The 16,719-nt window shown below is 63.2% G+C and carries 15 protein-coding genes; 6 read left to right on the top strand and 9 right to left on the bottom strand.

Annotated features, from left to right (window positions below):
* Nucleotides 1–61: 61 nt before the first annotated feature.
* A complete protein-coding gene (gene xylA, locus IB279_RS28265; protein ID WP_034787018.1) occupies nt 62–1,372 on the bottom strand; it encodes a xylose isomerase in 1,311 nt (436 codons plus the stop codon).
* A gap of 142 nt (nt 1,373–1,514) precedes the next feature.
* Here xylA and IB279_RS28260 point away from each other — a divergent pair, with 142 nt between their 5' ends.
* On the top strand, nt 1,515–1,877 hold the full coding sequence (locus IB279_RS28260) for a nuclear transport factor 2 family protein (protein ID WP_034787281.1): 363 nt from the start codon (nt 1,515–1,517) through the stop codon (nt 1,875–1,877).
* A 35-nt stretch (nt 1,878–1,912) separates the two neighbouring features.
* Here IB279_RS28260 and xylB read toward each other — a convergent pair whose 3' ends face one another.
* The 5 genes from xylB to IB279_RS28235 all read right to left on the bottom strand — a co-directional run bounded on the left by xylB (nt 1,913) and on the right by IB279_RS28235 (nt 8,755).
* Entirely contained in the window at nt 1,913–3,367 is a 1,455-nt protein-coding gene (gene xylB / locus IB279_RS28255) for a xylulokinase (protein WP_192340084.1), read from the bottom strand.
* Between the two features lie 50 nt (nt 3,368–3,417).
* The gene (locus tag IB279_RS28250) at nt 3,418–4,455 is read right to left on the bottom strand and encodes a LacI family DNA-binding transcriptional regulator (protein ID WP_034787022.1); all 1,038 of its coding nucleotides are present in this window, start codon (nt 4,453–4,455) and stop codon (nt 3,418–3,420) included.
* A 145-nt stretch (nt 4,456–4,600) separates the two neighbouring features.
* Nucleotides 4,601–5,716 (bottom strand): metallophosphoesterase, encoded by a 1,116-nt coding sequence (locus IB279_RS28245; protein WP_060530583.1) that lies wholly within the window; start codon nt 5,714–5,716, stop codon nt 4,601–4,603.
* Nucleotides 5,717–5,805: 89 nt separating this feature from the next.
* Nucleotides 5,806–7,395, bottom strand: coding sequence for a DHA2 family efflux MFS transporter permease subunit (locus IB279_RS28240; RefSeq protein ID WP_089044924.1), 1,590 nt, complete (start codon nt 7,393–7,395; stop codon nt 5,806–5,808).
* 148 nt (nt 7,396–7,543) lie between these two features.
* Entirely contained in the window at nt 7,544–8,755 is a 1,212-nt protein-coding gene (locus tag IB279_RS28235; RefSeq protein WP_034787034.1) for an HlyD family secretion protein, read from the bottom strand.
* A 191-nt stretch (nt 8,756–8,946) separates the two neighbouring features.
* Here IB279_RS28235 and IB279_RS28230 point away from each other — a divergent pair, with 191 nt between their 5' ends.
* The 3 genes from IB279_RS28230 to IB279_RS28220 all read left to right on the top strand — a co-directional run bounded on the left by IB279_RS28230 (nt 8,947) and on the right by IB279_RS28220 (nt 11,488).
* On the top strand, nt 8,947–9,618 hold the full coding sequence (locus IB279_RS28230; protein WP_226020723.1) for a TetR/AcrR family transcriptional regulator: 672 nt from the start codon (nt 8,947–8,949) through the stop codon (nt 9,616–9,618).
* A 111-nt stretch (nt 9,619–9,729) separates the two neighbouring features.
* Nucleotides 9,730–10,569 (top strand): AraC family transcriptional regulator, encoded by an 840-nt coding sequence (locus tag IB279_RS28225; RefSeq protein ID WP_034787039.1) that lies wholly within the window; start codon nt 9,730–9,732, stop codon nt 10,567–10,569.
* 169 nt (nt 10,570–10,738) lie between these two features.
* Nucleotides 10,739–11,488: a TerC family protein gene (locus IB279_RS28220; protein ID WP_034787044.1), complete on the top strand. Its 750-nt coding sequence runs from the start codon at nt 10,739–10,741 to the stop codon at nt 11,486–11,488.
* Nucleotides 11,489–11,727: 239 nt separating this feature from the next.
* Here the strand turns inward: IB279_RS28220 and IB279_RS28215 are convergent, their stop codons facing one another.
* Together IB279_RS28215 and IB279_RS28210 are read right to left on the bottom strand one after the other, a co-directional pair.
* Nucleotides 11,728–12,108, bottom strand: a complete 381-nt coding sequence (locus IB279_RS28215; protein WP_034787050.1) for a VOC family protein — start codon at nt 12,106–12,108, stop codon at nt 11,728–11,730.
* A gap of 225 nt (nt 12,109–12,333) precedes the next feature.
* Nucleotides 12,334–12,681, bottom strand: a complete 348-nt coding sequence (locus tag IB279_RS28210; RefSeq protein ID WP_043618487.1) for a helix-turn-helix transcriptional regulator — start codon at nt 12,679–12,681, stop codon at nt 12,334–12,336.
* 257 nt (nt 12,682–12,938) lie between these two features.
* Between IB279_RS28210 and gltX the strand changes: the two genes are divergently transcribed.
* Complete coding sequence (gltX, locus tag IB279_RS28205) at nt 12,939–14,396, top strand: glutamate--tRNA ligase (protein ID WP_060517506.1); 1,458 nt, start codon at nt 12,939–12,941, stop codon at nt 14,394–14,396.
* Nucleotides 14,397–14,406: 10 nt separating this feature from the next.
* The gene (gene lysS, locus IB279_RS28200; protein ID WP_034787063.1) at nt 14,407–15,903 is read left to right on the top strand and encodes a lysine--tRNA ligase; all 1,497 of its coding nucleotides are present in this window, start codon (nt 14,407–14,409) and stop codon (nt 15,901–15,903) included.
* A 98-nt stretch (nt 15,904–16,001) separates the two neighbouring features.
* Here lysS and IB279_RS28195 read toward each other — a convergent pair whose 3' ends face one another.
* Nucleotides 16,002–16,661, bottom strand: coding sequence for a hypothetical protein (locus IB279_RS28195; protein WP_034787288.1), 660 nt, complete (start codon nt 16,659–16,661; stop codon nt 16,002–16,004).
* Nucleotides 16,662–16,719: the final 58 nt, after the last annotated feature.

Here is a 16,719-nt window from a genome sequence, read left to right as displayed (position 1 = left end):
CCCGTGCGCGTCGACGAAGAGAAAGGGCGCTTTCGAGGCGCCCTTCGATATCCATCTCCGCTCAGACGTAGCGGTTGACGACGTTTTCGAGCAGCTCCTGCTTGCCGGACTTCGGCTGCGGGTTGAGGTCCGACTTCAGCACCCAGGCCTCGATCTCTTCCAGCGAGAAGCCGCCGTCGAGCATCTTCTTGGCTTCCGGCACCTGCCAGCCGGCATAGCGGCCTTCGAGCGGTGCGGAGAGCGCCTTGTCCTCGATCATTTTTGCCGCTGCCTTCAGGCCACGCGCGCAGCAATCCATGCCGCCGATATGGCCGATCAGCAGGTCCTCCGGATCGATCGACTGGCGACGCAGCTTGGCGTCGAAGTTCGTGCCGCCGGTCGCAAAGCCGCCGCCGGCAAGAACCTGGTAATAGGCGAGCGCCATTTCCGGCACGTTGTTCGGGAACTGGTCGGTATCCCAGCCGGACTGGTAGTCGTTGCGGTTCATGTCGATCGAGCCGAAGATGCCGAGCGCGTTGGCAAGCGCCAGCTCGTGCTCGAAGGAGTGGCCGGCGAGGATCGCATGGCCCTGCTCGATGTTGACCTTCACCTCGTTTTCCAGGCCGTAGTTCTTCAGGAAGCCGTAGACCGTCGCGACGTCGTAGTCGTACTGGTGCTTGGTCGGTTCCTGCGGCTTCGGCTCGATCAGGATCGCGCCCTTGAAACCGATCTTGTGCTTGTACTCGACGACGAGGTTGACGAAACGGCCGAGCTGGTCGAGCTCGCGCTTCATGTCGGTATTGAGCAGCGTCTCGTAGCCTTCACGACCGCCCCAGAGCACGTAGTTCTGGCCGCCGAGGCGCTTGGTGGCGTCAAGGCAGGTTTTCACCGTCGCGGCTGCGAACGCGAAGACATCCGGATCCGGATTGGTCGCCGCACCCGACATGTAGCGCCGGTTGGAGAAGAGGTTCGCCGTGCCCCACAGCAGGTTGACACCGGTCTCGGCCTGCTTCTTTTCGAAGTAGTCGACAATCTCGTTGAGGTTCTTCGTGTTCTCGACGAAGCTTTTGCCTTCCGGGCGCACGTCGGCATCGTGGAAGCAATAGAACGGGACGCCGAGCAGGTCGAAGAATTCGAAGGCGACGTCGGCCTTCAGCTTGGCCGCAGCCATGTCGTCCTTGAACCAGGGACGTTCGAAGGTCTGTCCGCCGAAGGGGTCGCCGCCCGGCCAGACGAAGGTGTGCCAGTAGGCAACCGCGAAGCGTAGGTGATCTTCCATGCGCTTGCCGAGCACGACCTCGTCCTTGTTGTAATGGCGGAAGGCGAGCGGGTTGGCGCTATCCGGTCCTTCATATTTGATCTTGGCGATATCGCCGAAAAAGCCAGTGCTCACGGGTCTTGCTCCTCTTTCAAGAGTGGTGTCGGCCGGCATCGCGCATGCGATAGGCGCGGCCATTACGTGGAAGGTAATTGGTTTCATTCCCTCGTCCGGCGATACCGGAAGCATCGAAACGCCAAACGAAAGGAACACTTCGATGCACGACTTCAACGCCATCGCTAGAGCCTACATCGCCGCCTGGAACACGACCGACGCCGCAAGCCGCGCCGGCCAGATCGAGAAGGCCTTCACCGCCGACGTCGCCTATCGCGACCCGATCATGCAGGGCGACGGCCATGCCGGCATGGATGCGCTCATTGCCGGCGTGCACGGACAGTTCCCCGGCTTCCGCTTCACGCTGAAGGGTGCCGCCGACGGTTACGCCGACACGATCCGCTTTTCCTGGGCACTCGGTCCGGACGGCGTTCCCTCTGTCATCGAAGGCACCGATGTCTGCCAGATCGAAAATGGTCGGCTGAAGACGGTCACCGGTTTCCTCGACAAGGTTCCGGTCCGCTGAGCACGAGGCGGCGGATCGAGACAGGGGGCGCCGCATCACGACACGGCGCCCTTGATCGCCGGATAGAGCCGGCGGTAGCGCTGGTAGCTCGCCTCATAGGCCGAAACCAGCGACGCCTCCGGCGCAATGGTCTCGGCCGTCTGTGGGGCGTAGCAGGTGACAACGGGATCGGCACCGGTCGCGGCGATCAGGCCGAGGCGGGCCGCCCCGAAGGCAGCACCGAAATCGCCGTCGGCGGGCAGGTCGACCGGTAGGTTGAGCGCCGTGGCGATCGATTTGAGCCAGTAGCGCGAGCGCGAACCACCACCGATAGCCGTCACCCGAGAAAGCGTCGTGCCGGCGGCGCGCAAGGCTTCCAGGCTGTCGCGAATGGCGAAGGACACGCCCTCCATCACCGCCTGGGTCAGTACCACCCGGCCGCTCTCATGGCCAAGCCCGACAAAGGCGCCACGGATCGCCGCGTCATTGTGCGGCGTGCGCTCGCCCGACAGATAGGGAAGGAAAGTGACGCCCGAAGGCGCCTTCAGATGATCGCCGAGTTCGGCGCTCAGGTCGGCAGCACTGCGGCCGGCGATGCCGGAGTACCAGTTCAGCGCATCGGTCGCCGACAGGATCACGCCCATCTGGTGCCAGGTATTCGGCAGCGCGTGGCAGAAGGCATGCACGGCGCTTTCCGGATTGGGCAAGTAGCTTGCATTCGCCGCGAAGAGAACACCCGAGGTACCGAGCGAGACGAAGGCATTGCCCTCGCCGACCGTGCCCATGCCACAGGCAGAAGCCGCATTGTCGCCTGCACCGCCGGCAACCACGACGTCACCCGAAATGCCCCAGCGCGCGGCCAGTTCCGAACGCAGCTTCCCGGCCGCATCGGTTCCCTCGACCAGGCTCGGCATCTGCTTTTCGTCCATGTCGGTGGCGGCAAGCAGGCTTTCCGACCACTGCCGCTTGCCGGTATCGAGCCAGGCAGTGCCGGCGCTGTCGGACATTTCCGACATGTGCTCGCCGGTCAGCCACAGGCGCAGATAATCCTTCGGCAGCAGCACCCAGCACACCTTGGCGAAGATGTCGGGCTCGTTGGCCCGCACCCAGGCAAGCTTCGGTGCGGTGAAGCCGGGGAAGACGATGTTGCCGGTGATGGCGCGGAACTGCGGGTCCGCATCGAGCGCTGCCGCCTCTCGGGAGCTGCGGGTGTCGTTCCAGAGGATGCAGGGCCGAAGCACCCGGTCGTCGGCATCAAGCAGCGTCGCACCGTGCATCTGGCCGGAAAGGCCGATACCGCGCACCGCCGAAAGCTCCGCCGGGTGTGCCGCCTTCAGCCCGGCAATTGCCTCTTCGGTGGCGCGCACCCAATCGGCCGGGTCCTGTTCCGACCAGCCGGGATGCGGCCGCGACACGTCGAGCGCGCCGGAGGCCGAACCGACGATGCGCTGGCCGCCATCGATCAACATTGCCTTGACGCCCGAGGTGCCGAGATCCAGTCCGAGATACATGCTTGCCTCCATTGAGCAATTCTTCGAAAGAACTGCGTAAATTCAAAGCGCTACGCCGGATCGACCGGCAGGTTGTCCTTCAGGAAAATTTCGATGCGGATGCGCTCCTGCGCCCCGATCACCGAAAGGCCGTCGGCGCGGGCCTTCAGCACCCGGATGGCGCTGCGCACCTCATGGCCGCCGTCCTGATTGAGGAGAGCGTCGAGCGTGCCGGAAAGAAGTGCCGCGCGGCTGTGCGGCGTCAGTTCATGGGCGATGGCGCAGACAGCCTTTTCGCGACCTGCCTTTTCCAGCGCCGCGATCAGGCCGCGATTGCCGGCGCCGAGACTGTAGATGCCGGCAAGCTCCGGTTGATCGGCGAGAAGGTTGGAGACGAGGCGATCGACCTCGGCCGGATCGTCATGGCCTTCGACGACGGGCAGCAGCCGGCGGCCAGGCGCACTTTCTGCCATGGCTGCGCCAAAGCCTTCGAGACGGTCGCGATGGTCGCGCACCAGCATCGAGCCGGCTACGATCGCCACCGGGCCGTTTCGGCCACCGAGGAAACGCCCCATCAGGGTGCCGGCGGTCCGGCCGGCGGCAACGTTGTCGACACCGGCGAAATGATCGCGCGACGACCCCGGCAGGTCGGAAACCAACGTCACGACGGCGACGCCGTCTTCACGCAGCGCATCTACCGCACTGACGACCTCGGGCGCATCGATCGCAACGACCGCGACGCCGGCCGGGTCAAGCGCCCGCGCTTTATGAAGCGCTGCAGCTAACGCTTCCGGGTCGAAGGCCGGCACGGAAAAGACCGTGATCGCCGTGCGCTCGACTGCCGAGCGCGCCTTCGCCGCCTCCACCTCGGCCGCAAGGCCGCGCATGAAGGTGTTGTCGCCCTCCGGCAGGATGAAGACCAGCGGGTAGATCCGGCTCTTGGCGAGGTTGGCGGCGGCGACGTCGCGCACATAGCCGAGCGCTTCGATGGCGCGCTCGACCTTGTCGCGGGTGACACCACGCACGCCCGGCCGGTTGTTCAGAACCCGGTCGACGGTCGCGAGGCTGACCCCGGCTCTAGCAGCGATATCGTGAACTGTCGGGCGCATGTTTTCCTCCGGGTTCTGCCTTTAGAGGAATTTCTGATGTACGTAAATCAAAAATCCGCAAGACGTGGAAAACGGAGCGCCGCGCGGCTGTCCGGAGACAGGGGATTCGACACCTTAAATATTTGATTCAGATAGAGTTTTCGACCTAGGAAAGGCGCTTGCTGAAGGTATCGGTAAAGACAACCTCGCCATGGCTCTGTCCAGCCTCCGCCAGCGCCACGTCCATGAAGCCATCGGTAACGCGCACGACGCCAAAGCCGCCCATGTAAGCGGCCTTCGGCTTGATGAGATCGAGCCCGCCCTGGCGGTAGATCATTGCGGTTTCGTGCTGATGCCCGTGGAACAGGCCTATCACGTTGCTGCCTTTGACGGTGTCGAGCAGCGCCTGGCGCTGAGGGATGCTCCACCAATGCGGAGCGCCGTCGCCTTCGTCGTCGAAAGTCCTGGCCTTCGCATCCCAGACCTCCGTCGAAAAGGCGTCCCAGCCATAGTGCTGGAAGAGGATCACCGGCCGGCCGTCGGCGGCATAGGACGCCAGATCCTGTTTCAGCCAGGGCAGCGCATTGACCGCACCCTTGGTCTCGTCGCCGCCGAAGCGCTGCAACTGCACCAGATGCAGCCCGCCCCAGTCCCAGGAGTAGCAATCCGACAGCGGATCGTAGTTGGTGACCGGCACCGGAGGCTTGTAGAACACCGACTGGCGGTGGTTGAGCTCGACATAGTCGCGCAGTTCGCGGCGATACCAGTCGACATGCGGCGGGGGCCCATCCTGGTCGAGGTCGTGGTTGCCGAGGCCGACATAGACGGGCATGTGGACGTGGTCGGGTCCCGCCCCTTCCTGGTAGCGACTTGAGAATTGCTGCAGCTGCCGCCCCTCGCGCGGCTGGCGCACCTGGCCGCCGCCGTCATCGGTGAGATCGCCGCCGAGCACCAGGCCGAGCGGCTTGCCGATCTCTCGCCCGGCGCTTGCAAGCCCGCTCGGCTTGCCGGCAACCGTCTCCGGCCAGCGCATGGCGTGCACGGCATTCAGCGCCGCGACGTGGCGCAGCAGATTTGCGTCCGTCTTGCCTTCGGCCGCGCAGTTGGGAGCAAGCCCTTCGATTGAAACGAGGCAGGCATGGATATCGTTGGAAAACAGGAATGTCGCGTCGATGGCCGGGACTGCGGCGCGGCTTCGGGAGGCAGCAAGCGCTGCCCCGAGACCGGCAAGGCCCGCAACGAATGATCGCCTGGATATGCCGTCAGAACCCGATCGCCGCATGCCGCTCCCCCTCTCACACTTGGGACAGAAGTGTGCCGCAAGGCGCGGCTCGCGTAAATCGAGAGTCGCGTCCTGCTTAAGAGGGGGAGCTAGTGACCGCCGCCGCTAGGGCCGACGCCCTCGGGCTTCTTGATCATCATGACGCCGAGGATCAGCGACAGGAACAGCACCGTCAGCAGCATGAAAATGTCGCCGAAGGACAGGATGATCGCCTGCTTCTGCGCCATGCCCGCAAGCTGCTTGATCGCGATCGTCGTGCCGTCGAGACCATGGGCGTTGAAGTTGGCGGCCATGTTGTTGAAGCGTTCCATGGCTTCCGGGTTACCCCACTGGATATGCTCGGCAAGGCGGGCATAGTGGAAGTCCTGGCGCTGGGTCAGGATCGTGTTGATAACCGCAAGCCCCACCGCGCCGCCGAGGTTACGGGTCAGGTTGAACAGGCCCGAGGCGCCGCGCATGCGCGCCGGCGGCATGGTGCCGAGCGCGATGTTGTTGATCGGCACCATGCACAGCATCAGCCCGACGCCGCGCAGGATCTGCGGGATGAACAGCTCGTAGAAGTCCCAGTCGGCCGTCAGGTGCCCCATGATCCAGGTGCCGCTGGCAAAGCTGGTGAAGCCGATCGTCATCAGCACGCGCGGATCGAGCTTGCCCGAGAGAATACCCGCGACCGGCGCCGTGAAGAACATGGCAAGGCCCGAGACGAACATGGTCTCGCCGATCATCAGCGAATCGTAGCCGCGGATACGGCCGAGATAGAGCGGATAGAGATAGGTGAGACCATAAAGGCCGATGCCCATGACGAAGGAGAACATCGAGCCGAAGGCGAAGTTTCGGTTGGCAAAGGCCCTGAGGTCGACGACCGGGAACTCCACCTTGAAGGCGCGGTAGAAGAACACGATGGCGGCAATCGCCGAAGCGACGGCACCGATGACAATGTGCTCGTCGTTGAACCAGTCGTTGGTGTTGCCCTCTTCCAGCACGTATTCGAGCGCGCCGAGGAAGATCGCCATCGAGGCGAGACCCCACCAGTCGAACTTCTTGAACAGGCCAAGCTCCGGCTTGTCGAAGTCGATGAAGGTCCAGGTGAGCGTCGCGACGATGATGCCGGGAATGACGTTGACGAGGAACAGCCAGTGCCAGGAGAAGGCGTGGCTGAGATAGCCGCCGACCGTCGGACCGATGGTCGGGGCAAGCGTGGCGATCAGGCCGATGATCGGCGAGACGATGTTGCGCTTCGACGGCGGGAAGATGGTGAAGGCGGCCGCAAAGACCGACGGGATCATGCCGCCGCCGATGAAGCCCTGGATCGCGCGGTAGACGATCATCTGGTCGATGTTCGTCGCGGTCGCCGCAAGCGCGCTTGCCGCGGTGAAGCCCGCCGCCGAAACCGAGAACAGCACACGCGTCGAGACGATGCGCGCCAGCGTGCCCGAGAGCGGGATCATGATGACTTCGGCAATGAGATAGGAGGTCTGCACCCAGCCGATCTCGTCGGAACCGGCCGAAAGGCCGGCCTGGATCTCGGCAAGCGAGGCCGAGACGATCTGGATGTCGAGGATTGCCATGAACATGCCGACGACCATGGCGAAGAAGGCGATCAGCCTCTTCGGGTCCATATGTTCCTCGACCTTCGGTGCGGCGGCCGCCACCGAGCCTGCTGTTGCCGTTGCGGCCATCTCAGCCACTCCTTGCATGGGCGCGCTTGGGCGCCAGCGTTCTGGACATGCGCGTTTCGCCGCGCCGGCGTTCCGGACTTCACCGCGCTCCGTAGCGCCGGGGTCTCGACAAAAGGCGCGCCCAAGGGCGCGCCGGCATTTCGTCCGCTTACTTGGTCGCGGCAACCTTGGTCTGATCCGGCGCTGTGCGCGTGTCGACATCGACGACAACGCTCAAGCCCGCGCGCAGGTGACCTTCAGCCAGCACGTCGGCCGGCAGGGTGATGCGCACCGGCACGCGCTGGATCACCTTGGTGAAGTTGCCGGTGGCGTTTTCCGCCGGCAGCAGCGAGAAGACCGAACCGGAGGCCGGCGAGATCGAGGCGACCGTGCCTTCGATCGCATGATCCTCATAGGCGTCGACATGCACCTTCACCTTGGAGCCCGGCACCAGATGGGCGATCTGGGTCTCCTTGAAGTTGGCGTCGATATAGAGCTGGTCGACCGGAACCAGGGCGGCAAGCCGCTGGCCGGCCGACACGAGGTCGCCGACCTGCACCGCGACGTTGCCGACGATGCCGTCATAGGGCGCCTTCAGCACGGTGAAGCCGAGGTCGCGGTTGGCCTTGTCGCGCGCAAGCTCCAGCGAACGGATCTCGCTTTCGGCTTCCGTGCGCTGCGCTTCGAGAACGGTGATGCTGGCGTTGGCAGCGGCGATGTTGGCGTCTGCCCCGGCAAGATTTGCCCGTGCCTGATCGAGCGCCACATCGGCGTTATCGAGCGAAGCGACGGTGCCAACGGCCTTGGACTGGAGGTCGCTCGCGCGCTTCTGCGCGAGCTCGGCGCCGCGCACCGTCGCTTCGAGAGCCTTCTTCTGCGCTTCGGTCTGGGCAAGGCTCGCCTTGGCGCCGGCGATCTGCGCATCGAAGCGGCTGAGCGCAAGCTTCTGGGTGGCAATCTTCGCCTCGGCCTGCTCGGCGGCGATGCGATAGTCGCCGTCATCGAGCGTGACCAGCGGGTCGCCGGCCTTCACCTTCTGGTTGGCGACGGCGTCGACCTTGGCGACATAACCGGAAACCTTCGGCGAAATCGTCGCGATGTCGCCTTCGATATAGGCGTCATCGGTCGAGATCATGAAGCGGCCATTGGTCCACCAGTCGTAGCCATACCAGGCACCAGCAGCCAGAAGCGCCAGGCCGAGTACGGGAAGGATGGGCTTGCGCGCCTTCTTCTGCGGCGCGGCGGCTTCCTTTGCCGGAGCCGGCGCGACCGCCTGCTCCGCAGCGGGCGCCTTCGCCTCAAGCGCGGTTTCCTGCTGCACTTCGAAAGTCTCGTCGACGGGACGGACGCGGGCAGCGCTGGACGTGTTGGATGCGGACATTGGGCACCGGCCTGGTTAAGGATTGCTGAACGAACTGAACCGTTCGGTTCGATTGGAACTTGACATAGGCCCTTTCTGGTCGCATATCAAGAGGAAATCGAACCGCGTGGTTCGATGACTTAAATTTAATATGAGCAGGGCGGAAACAAGCGACCATCATGAGCGAGGCAAAGAACGGAACCCAGGACGTCATGCAGCCGGCAGCCGGCATGGATGAGGATCTCTGTTCGGGTGGCGGCCGTCACGCCGCCGGCGAGGATCCAGCCAAGCGTGAACAGATCCTCGAAGGCGCGCGACGCGCGTTCCTGAGCCAGGGTTTCGATGCCGCCAGCATGAACGACATCACCCGCGAGGCGGGCGTCTCCAAGGGCACGCTCTACGTCTATTTCGAGAACAAGGAAGACTTGTTCAAGGCGCTGATCATCAAGGGCAAGACCCGGGTGGTCCAGACCGCCAAGCACGCGCTCAACGATCACGACGACGTCGAAGAATCACTCTACGATTTCGGCGTGACGCTGACGACGAGCATGACGGCGGAAGAGACAATCCGCTCCATGCGCATGGTGATCGGGGTGATCGACCGCATGCCGCATCTGGCCGAGCGCTTCTTCAGCGAAGCACCGGAGAACGGCTACACTGTGCTCAAGGCCTATCTCGACCGCCAGGTCCCGACCGGCGTGCTCGACATCGACAACACAGAAATGGCCGCCCGCCAGTTTATCGAGATGGCCCAAGCCGGCCTCTTCAAGCACCGGCTTTTCGGCGGCATGTGTTCGGCACCGCCGAAAGAACAGATCGAGGCGACGGTGACCGCCGCCGTCCGCGTCTTCATGTCCGCCTACGGTCCGAAGAAGAAGAAATAGGCGGACTGACGCCGAACCTCCTTCAGCCCTCCTGCGTTTCAATCGAGCAATTTCGATCAAGCGCGCCTTCAGCCGAGCCCCTATCAAAAGGGCGTTGCCAGGGGAGTGAAGATGAGTGCCATCGGACGGGCGGTCTGGTTCATCGAGAGCCATTTCGCAAAAGAGATATCGCTGGATGAAATCGCGGGGGCCGCGGGCCTTTCGCGCTTCCATCTTTCGCGCGTTTTCGGGCTGGTCACCGGCCGCTCGATCACCGCCTATATCCGCGGACGGCGTCTCAGCGATGCCGCCAGCGCGCTTGCCGATGGCTCCATCAGCATTCTCTCGGTGGCACTCGATGCGGGCTACAGCTCGCACGAGGCTTTCACCCGTGCCTTTCGCGACCAGTTCGGCGTGACACCCGAAACGGTTCGCAAGCAAAGGCACATTCGAAACATCGAGCTGATGGAGCCTTTAAGAATGGACGATACCCGCCTTCTCAAGATCGACCCGCCCCGCTTCGAAGACAGCCCGCCATTGCTTCTGGCGGGCCTTTCGGAAACCTACACCTACGGCCGCACCGAAGGCATCCCGTCGCTCTGGCAACGGTTCAATCGCCATTTCGGCGCGATACCCGGACAGAGAGGCGACATCGCCTACGGTGTGTGCACCGACAGCAACGGCGAGGCTGGCACCTTCCGCTACATGGCGGCAGCCGAAATCAGCGACGCCGACGACCTGGCGGAAGGCTTTTCGACGCTACGGCTGCCGAAGCAGCGCTACGCCGTCTTTCTGCATCGCGGGCACATCTCCGCGATCGCCAAAACCGCCGACTACGTCTTCGGCACATGGCTGCCCGAATCCGGACTGCAGCATGGAGAAACGCCCGACCTCATCGAACGCTATGATGCGCGCTTTGACCCGCATTCGGGCATGGGCGTGGTCGAAATGTGGATTCCTGTCAAATCGTAAACGGTAAAGCGCCGCTGCAATCGGGCAGCGGCGCTTGTCTCTTCCGCAATGTTTCTTAAATACTTTCGGCGATTCTTGCGCGTCGACGCGCCATCCCCCACAGCGCCGCGCGTCCATCGGACGCGCGGCGCTGTGGAACTTATGAAGTGCTGAAAGAGAAAGATCGCCGATGCAGGATATCCTGTTGCTTGCTCAAGACCCCGCCGCCTGGGTCGCCCTCGTCACCCTGGTCGTCATGGAGGTGGTTCTCGGCATCGACAACCTGATCTTCATCTCGATCCTCACCAACAAGCTGCCTGTCGAGCATCGCGAAAAGGCCCGGCGCATCGGTATCGCCCTTGCCCTCGTCATGCGCCTTGCGCTGCTCGGCACGGTTGCCTGGATCGTCAAGCTGACGACGCCGGTGTTCGAGGCCTTCGGCCACGGCTTCTCCTGGAAGGACATGATCCTCATTGCCGGCGGCCTGTTCCTCGTCTGGAAGGCGACCAAGGAAATCCACCACAATGTCGATCCGGCCGATCACGGCGAGGACTTCATCGCCTCCTCGGCGATCAACAGCTTCGGCGCCGCGATCGCCCAGATCCTTTTGCTCGACCTCGTGTTCTCCGTCGACAGCATCATCACCGCCGTCGGCATGACACCGCACCTGCCGATCATGGTCATCGCCGTCATCGCCGCCGTCACGGTCATGCTCGTTGCCGCCAACCCGCTCGCCAACTTCATCGAGAAGAACCCGACGATCGTCATGCTGGCGCTCGCCTTCCTTCTGATGATCGGCACGACACTGATCGCCGAAGGCATGGGCCTGCATGTGCCGAAGGGTTACATCTACGCCGCCATGGCCTTCTCGGCGCTCGTCGAAATCCTCAACATGGTCGCGCGCAATGCGCGCCTGAGGAAGGCCGGAAAGCTCGACTGACGCGCCGGGCCGAAAACAATCCCGTCATGAGAAAGGCCCGCATCCAGGATGCGGGCCTTCTGCTTGCGGGAGTTCTGGAAGACGCGGAGCCCGGCTGACCGGCCGTCAACCGCGAGCCATCGGCGGCAAGACAAACGGGGTCGTTTCCTCTTTCCGCCAAGCTTGCCGGGGCCAGTCCCCACGCCTTCTGGTTGGACAACGCATCTCCTCAGGAAACGTTCCGATCCGGTTTCAGCCGCTCAAACATCCGGGCGATGGCCGACCTCGACCAGAATGTTGCCGGGTATCACTACGTAGAAAACATAGGCGCCGTGCCGATCGGCAGGCGGGATAACCTGGGCGCCGGATCCAAGCACCCGCTGATAGGCATCGTCGACGTCGGCCCGCACCGGCAGCAAAAAGCCGATGTGGTAGGTCTGGGTCCCGAGGCTGACCTGGTCGCCGCCGCCGAGCGCAGTGATCGGCGGGCTGACGACGAGCACCAGGCCGGAACCGTCCGTCAGGCGGAAAAAGGCATCCTTGCCGCGTTTTTCGACCAGCGTCAGGCCGAAATGATCGATGAGGAAGGACGCCGTTTCGGCAACGACAGGGCTATAGAGGTCGATATGGTTCAGTCGCATGTTTACAGTCTCCGTGTTCGAGAAACGCGGCGGACTGCGTCGATTGCATACACCCCGCCGCGGACCGATGCGATTGCATCGGAACCACGTCGCGGGTTCGAACGGGACGTTCGAGCAGAGCTTCGTTTAGAAAACCGAAGGGACCGGGCTTACCTTATCCGGTCCTGCCTTTTTCGACGTCCCTGCTTAGCGCAGAACGGCCAAGGACGGAAGACGGGGCGGCGATCAGTTCTTGCCGGCACCGGGGTCGATATGCTGGAGTTCCTGCAGATAGGCGTCGAGACGGTCGAACTTCTGCTCCCAGAAGCGACGGTAGCCGTCGAGCCAGCTGTTGACGTCCTTCAGCGGGGCGGCTTCAAGCTTGCATGGTCGCCACTGCGCTTCGCGGCCACGGCTGATCAGCCCGGCGCGCTCGAGAACCTTGAGATGCTTGGAGACTGCCGGCAGGCTCATTTCGAAGGGCTCCGCCAGCTCGCCGACCGAGGCCTCTCCAAGTGCGAGGCGGGCGAGAATGGCCCTTCGCGTTGGATCGGCCAGGGCTGAGAGCGTCGTCGACAAGCGATCTTCCGGCATTTTCTAAAAAACCTTTCAGTTAAATAACCTTTTGGTTCATTAACGCCCGCTGGCGGCAGTGTCAACAAAAACCGGCGTGATCGGGTTTCCGTTGACATGATCGGCGTTCTATGGTCTCACGCGAGCCTATTGGAATAGCCTGCCGATACCGTTGTTGCGGCACCCTTGCGGGCCTTTCCTTCCCATAAAATGCGCGCCCCCGGCGGCCGGTTTCTTCTCCGGCAAGGGGCGAAAAGCACGTCAGACGGGCAAAGACCATGGCAAATTCAGCAGTCCGGGTACGCATCGCACCCTCCCCCACCGGCGAGCCGCATGTCGGCACCGCCTACATCGCTCTGTTCAACTACCTCTTCGCAAAGAAGCACGGCGGCGAGTTCATCCTGCGCATCGAAGACACCGATGCCACCCGCTCGACGCCCGAGTTCGAACAGAAGGTGCTGGACGCGTTGAAATGGTGCGGGCTCGAATGGTCGGAAGGTCCTGATGTCGGTGGTCCCTTTGGTCCCTACCGCCAGAGCGACCGCAAGGACATGTACCGCCCCTACGTCGAGAAGATCGTCGAGAATGGTCACGGCTTCCGCTGCTTCTGCACGCCCGAGCGGCTCGAGCAGATGCGCGAGAGCCAGCGCGCCGCCGGCAAGCCGTCGAAGTATGACGGCCTGTGTCTCCACCTGTCCGCCGAAGAAGTGACCTCGCGCGTTGCCGCCGGCGAGCCGCATGTCGTGCGCATGAAGATCCCGACCGAGGGCTCGTGCAAGTTTACCGACGGCGTCTATGGCGACGTGGAAATTCCGTGGGATGCCGTCGACATGCAGGTCCTCTTGAAGGCCGACGGCATGCCGACCTACCACATGGCCAACGTCGTCGACGACCACCTGATGAAGATCACCCACGTCGCCCGCGGCGAGGAGTGGCTGGCCTCCGTGCCGAAGCACATCCTGATCTACCGCTATCTCGGCCTCGAGCCGCCGGTCTTCATGCACCTGTCGCTGATGCGCAATGCCGACAAGTCGAAGCTGTCGAAGCGCAAGAACCCGACGTCGATCTCGTACTACACGGCGCTTGGCTATCTGCCGGAAGCGCTGATGAACTTCCTCGGCCTGTTCTTCATCCAGATCGCCGAAGGCGAGGAGTTGCTGACGATCGAGGAACTGGCTGCAAAGTTCGACTCGGAGAACCTCTCCAAGGCCGGCGCGATCTTCGACATCCAGAAGCTCGACTGGCTGAACGCCCGCTGGATCCGCGAGAAGCTTTCGGAAGAAGAATTCGCCGCCCGCGTCCTTGCCTGGGCCATGGAAAACGACCGCCTGAAACAGGGCCTGAAGCTCAGCCAGTCGCGCATTTCGAAGCTCGGCGAACTGCCTGATCTCGCAAGCTTCCTCTTGAAGTCCGACCTCGGCCTCAAGCCCGAAGCCTTCGCCGGCGTCAAGTCGACGCCCGAAGAACTGCTCGAGATCCTCAACACCGTTCAGCCGGACCTTGAAAAGATCCTCGAATGGAACAAGGAATCGATCGAAGCCGAACTGCGCGCGGTCGCCGAGCGCATGGGCAAGAAGCTGAAGGTGATCCTGGCGCCGCTCTTCGTGTCTGTGTCCGGCTCGCAGCGCTCGCTGCCGCTGTTCGACAGCATGGAAATCCTCGGCCGCGCCGTGGTCCGCCAGCGTCTCAAGGTCGCGTCCCAGGTGGTCGCCTCCATGGCCGGTAGCGGAAAGTAAGGAGAGCACGATGAACGACAAGACCGAGACCACTGGCCTCTCCTCCGACGCCACGGAAGTGCGCGCACAGAAGCTGAAGCTTTTGCGCGAGCAGATCGGCGACGTCTATCCGGCGCATTTCCACCGGACGATGAGCAATGCCGAGCTGACCGCAAAGTACGAGAGCCTGGAGCCGGACACCGAGACCCAGGATGTCGTGACCGTTGCCGGCCGCGTCTATTCCTCGCGCAACTCCGGCATGTTCATGGACATCCATGACGCCTCCGGCAAGATCCAGATCTTCAGCCACAAGGACACCACGCCGGAAGACGCCCGCGCGCTGCTGCCGATGATCGACATCGGCGATATCATCGGCGTGACCGGCGTCGTTCGCCGCACCAAGCGTGGTGAGCTGACGATCAACGCCCAGGCAATCACCATGCTGACGAAGTCGCTGCTGCCGATGCCCGAAAAGTGGCACGGCCTGTCGGACATCGAGATCCGCTACCGCAAGCGCCACCTCGACATCATGACCAACGAGGAATCGAAGCTGCGCTTCCAGCAGCGCAGCAAGATCGTCTCGGGCATCCGCCGCTTCATGGAAAACGACGGCTTCATGGAAGTCGAGACGCCGATGCTGCACTCGGTCTACGGCGGCGCCACCGCCGAGCCGTTCAAGACGCATCACAACACGCTGAAGCTCGACATGTTCCTGCGCATCGCGCCGGAACTGTACCTGAAGCGCACGCTGGTTTCGGGCCTCACCGACAAGGTCTTCGAGATCAACCGCAACTTCCGCAACGAAGGCGTCTCCACCCGGCACAATCCGGAATTCACCATGATGGAGTGCTACTGGGCCTATGCCGACTACGAGGACATCATGGACCTCGTCGAGCGGCTGTTCGGTGAGCTTGCCATGGCGATCCACGGCTCGACCGAGTTTGCCTATGGCGACAAGGAAATCTCCTTCAAGGGTCCGTTCCGCCGCGTGCCGATGCCCGACGCTGTCAAGGAAGCGACCGGCATCGACTTCCTGGCGATGAAGACCGACGAAGAAGCCCGCGCTGCCGCCAAGGCTGCAGGCTTTGAGGTCGAGAAGGACTGGACCTGGGGCGAGTGCCTCGCCTTCATCTTCGAAGAGAAGGTCGAAGGCACGCTGATCCAGCCGGCCCACGTCACGCATTTCCCGAAGGACATCTCGCCCTTTGCCAAGGAAGTGCCGGGCGAACCGCGCCTCGTCGAACGTTTCGAGACCTATTGCAACGCCTGGGAACTGGGCAACGCCTTCTCGGAACTCAACGATCCGGAAGAGCAGCGCGCCCGCATGGTCGAGCAGCTCGAGCAGGCGCACGCCCGCGGCGAAAAGGCCAAGCAGCTCGACGACGAGTTCCTTGACGCGATCGACCAGGGCATGCCGCCGGCCGGTGGCCTCGGCATCGGCGTCGACCGCCTGATCATGCTGCTCACCAACGCACCGTCGATCCGCGACGTCATCCTCTTCCCGGCCCGCCGGCAGAAGGCTGACTGATCAAGGTCGCAAAACCCACGAACACGAAGGCCCGCCGCTCACGCGCCGGGCCTTTTTTCAATTCTCAGAAAGAACGGATTACCGAACGTAACCCGGGCCTAGTGGCCCGCAGGCGCCTCGGCGGTCTCGGCCGGCTTGGCCTCCTGCTCACCGGCGCCGCCCTCGGCGCTCACGCCATCGGCCGGTGCGGCCGACGGGTCGATGCATGGCGAATGGTCGTCCATGGCCGCCATCATCGTGCGGATGTCGTCCATCGAAAGGTCGACGGTCTTGCCATGGAAGACGCCGACAGAATTTGCCGTGCCGTCATTGTAGAACGCCCGAAACGTCTCGCTCATGCCCGGAACGCTCTGCGGACCGGGGGCGAAGAGCACCTCCGCACCGATCGCCGCACCGCGCACGTCAGCCCGGTTTTCGGGACCGGCGGAATCGAGCACGACGACCTGATAGAGATCTGCCCGCTCGGCCTTCGCGAGGGCGCCCACGACGCGCAACGCCGTGCGCATGCGCGCCTGGCCGTCGGCGCGGTCGGTCTTGACGTGCATGCGGATCCAGCGCTGGCCGTTGTGGCCGAGCTTCAACGTGCGAATGGTCGTGCACTCGAGGCCCGAAACCTTCGGCTTGGAAAGTTCCGCCATGAGCGCATCGCGGCTGACATAGACGGCAGCACCGCCCGAAGCGGCGGAAACACCGAAAGCCGCCGTGAGAATGACGAGCAGTCTCTTTGATGGCCTGATCTTGCCGAGGATAGCCTTCACGAGCGTGGACTCCGCCATCATATCCAGAAATTGCAAAAAAGCCCGGAACGGGCAGCAC

Origin of the sequence: Ensifer sp. ENS06 (genome assembly GCF_014852205.1) — a bacterium.
GTDB classification, from domain to species: domain Bacteria; phylum Pseudomonadota; class Alphaproteobacteria; order Rhizobiales; family Rhizobiaceae; genus Ensifer; species Ensifer adhaerens.
This window is presented reverse-complemented; position numbering and strand designations above follow the sequence as displayed.

Excerpts from the sequence above, each read along its gene's own strand:
- IB279_RS28260 (WP_034787281.1), top strand. The coding sequence starts at position 1,515 with ATGCACGACTTCAACGCCATCGCTAGAGCCTACATCGCCGCCTGGAAC.
- xylB (WP_192340084.1), bottom strand. The coding sequence starts at position 3,367 with ATGTATCTCGGACTGGATCTCGGCACCTCGGGCGTCAAGGCAATGTTG.
- IB279_RS28250 (WP_034787022.1), bottom strand. The coding sequence starts at position 4,455 with ATGCGCCCGACAGTTCACGATATCGCTGCTAGAGCCGGGGTCAGCCTC.
- IB279_RS28245 (WP_060530583.1), bottom strand. The coding sequence starts at position 5,716 with ATGCGGCGATCGGGTTCTGACGGCATATCCAGGCGATCATTCGTTGCG.
- IB279_RS28240 (WP_089044924.1), bottom strand. The coding sequence starts at position 7,395 with ATGGCCGCAACGGCAACAGCAGGCTCGGTGGCGGCCGCCGCACCGAAG.
- IB279_RS28235 (WP_034787034.1), bottom strand. The coding sequence starts at position 8,755 with ATGTCCGCATCCAACACGTCCAGCGCTGCCCGCGTCCGTCCCGTCGAC.
- IB279_RS28230 (WP_226020723.1), top strand. The coding sequence starts at position 8,947 with ATGCAGCCGGCAGCCGGCATGGATGAGGATCTCTGTTCGGGTGGCGGC.
- IB279_RS28225 (WP_034787039.1), top strand. The coding sequence starts at position 9,730 with ATGAGTGCCATCGGACGGGCGGTCTGGTTCATCGAGAGCCATTTCGCA.
- IB279_RS28220 (WP_034787044.1), top strand. The coding sequence starts at position 10,739 with ATGCAGGATATCCTGTTGCTTGCTCAAGACCCCGCCGCCTGGGTCGCC.
- IB279_RS28215 (WP_034787050.1), bottom strand. The coding sequence starts at position 12,108 with ATGCGACTGAACCATATCGACCTCTATAGCCCTGTCGTTGCCGAAACG.
- IB279_RS28210 (WP_043618487.1), bottom strand. The coding sequence starts at position 12,681 with ATGCCGGAAGATCGCTTGTCGACGACGCTCTCAGCCCTGGCCGATCCA.
- gltX (WP_060517506.1), top strand. The coding sequence starts at position 12,939 with ATGGCAAATTCAGCAGTCCGGGTACGCATCGCACCCTCCCCCACCGGC.
- lysS (WP_034787063.1), top strand. The coding sequence starts at position 14,407 with ATGAACGACAAGACCGAGACCACTGGCCTCTCCTCCGACGCCACGGAA.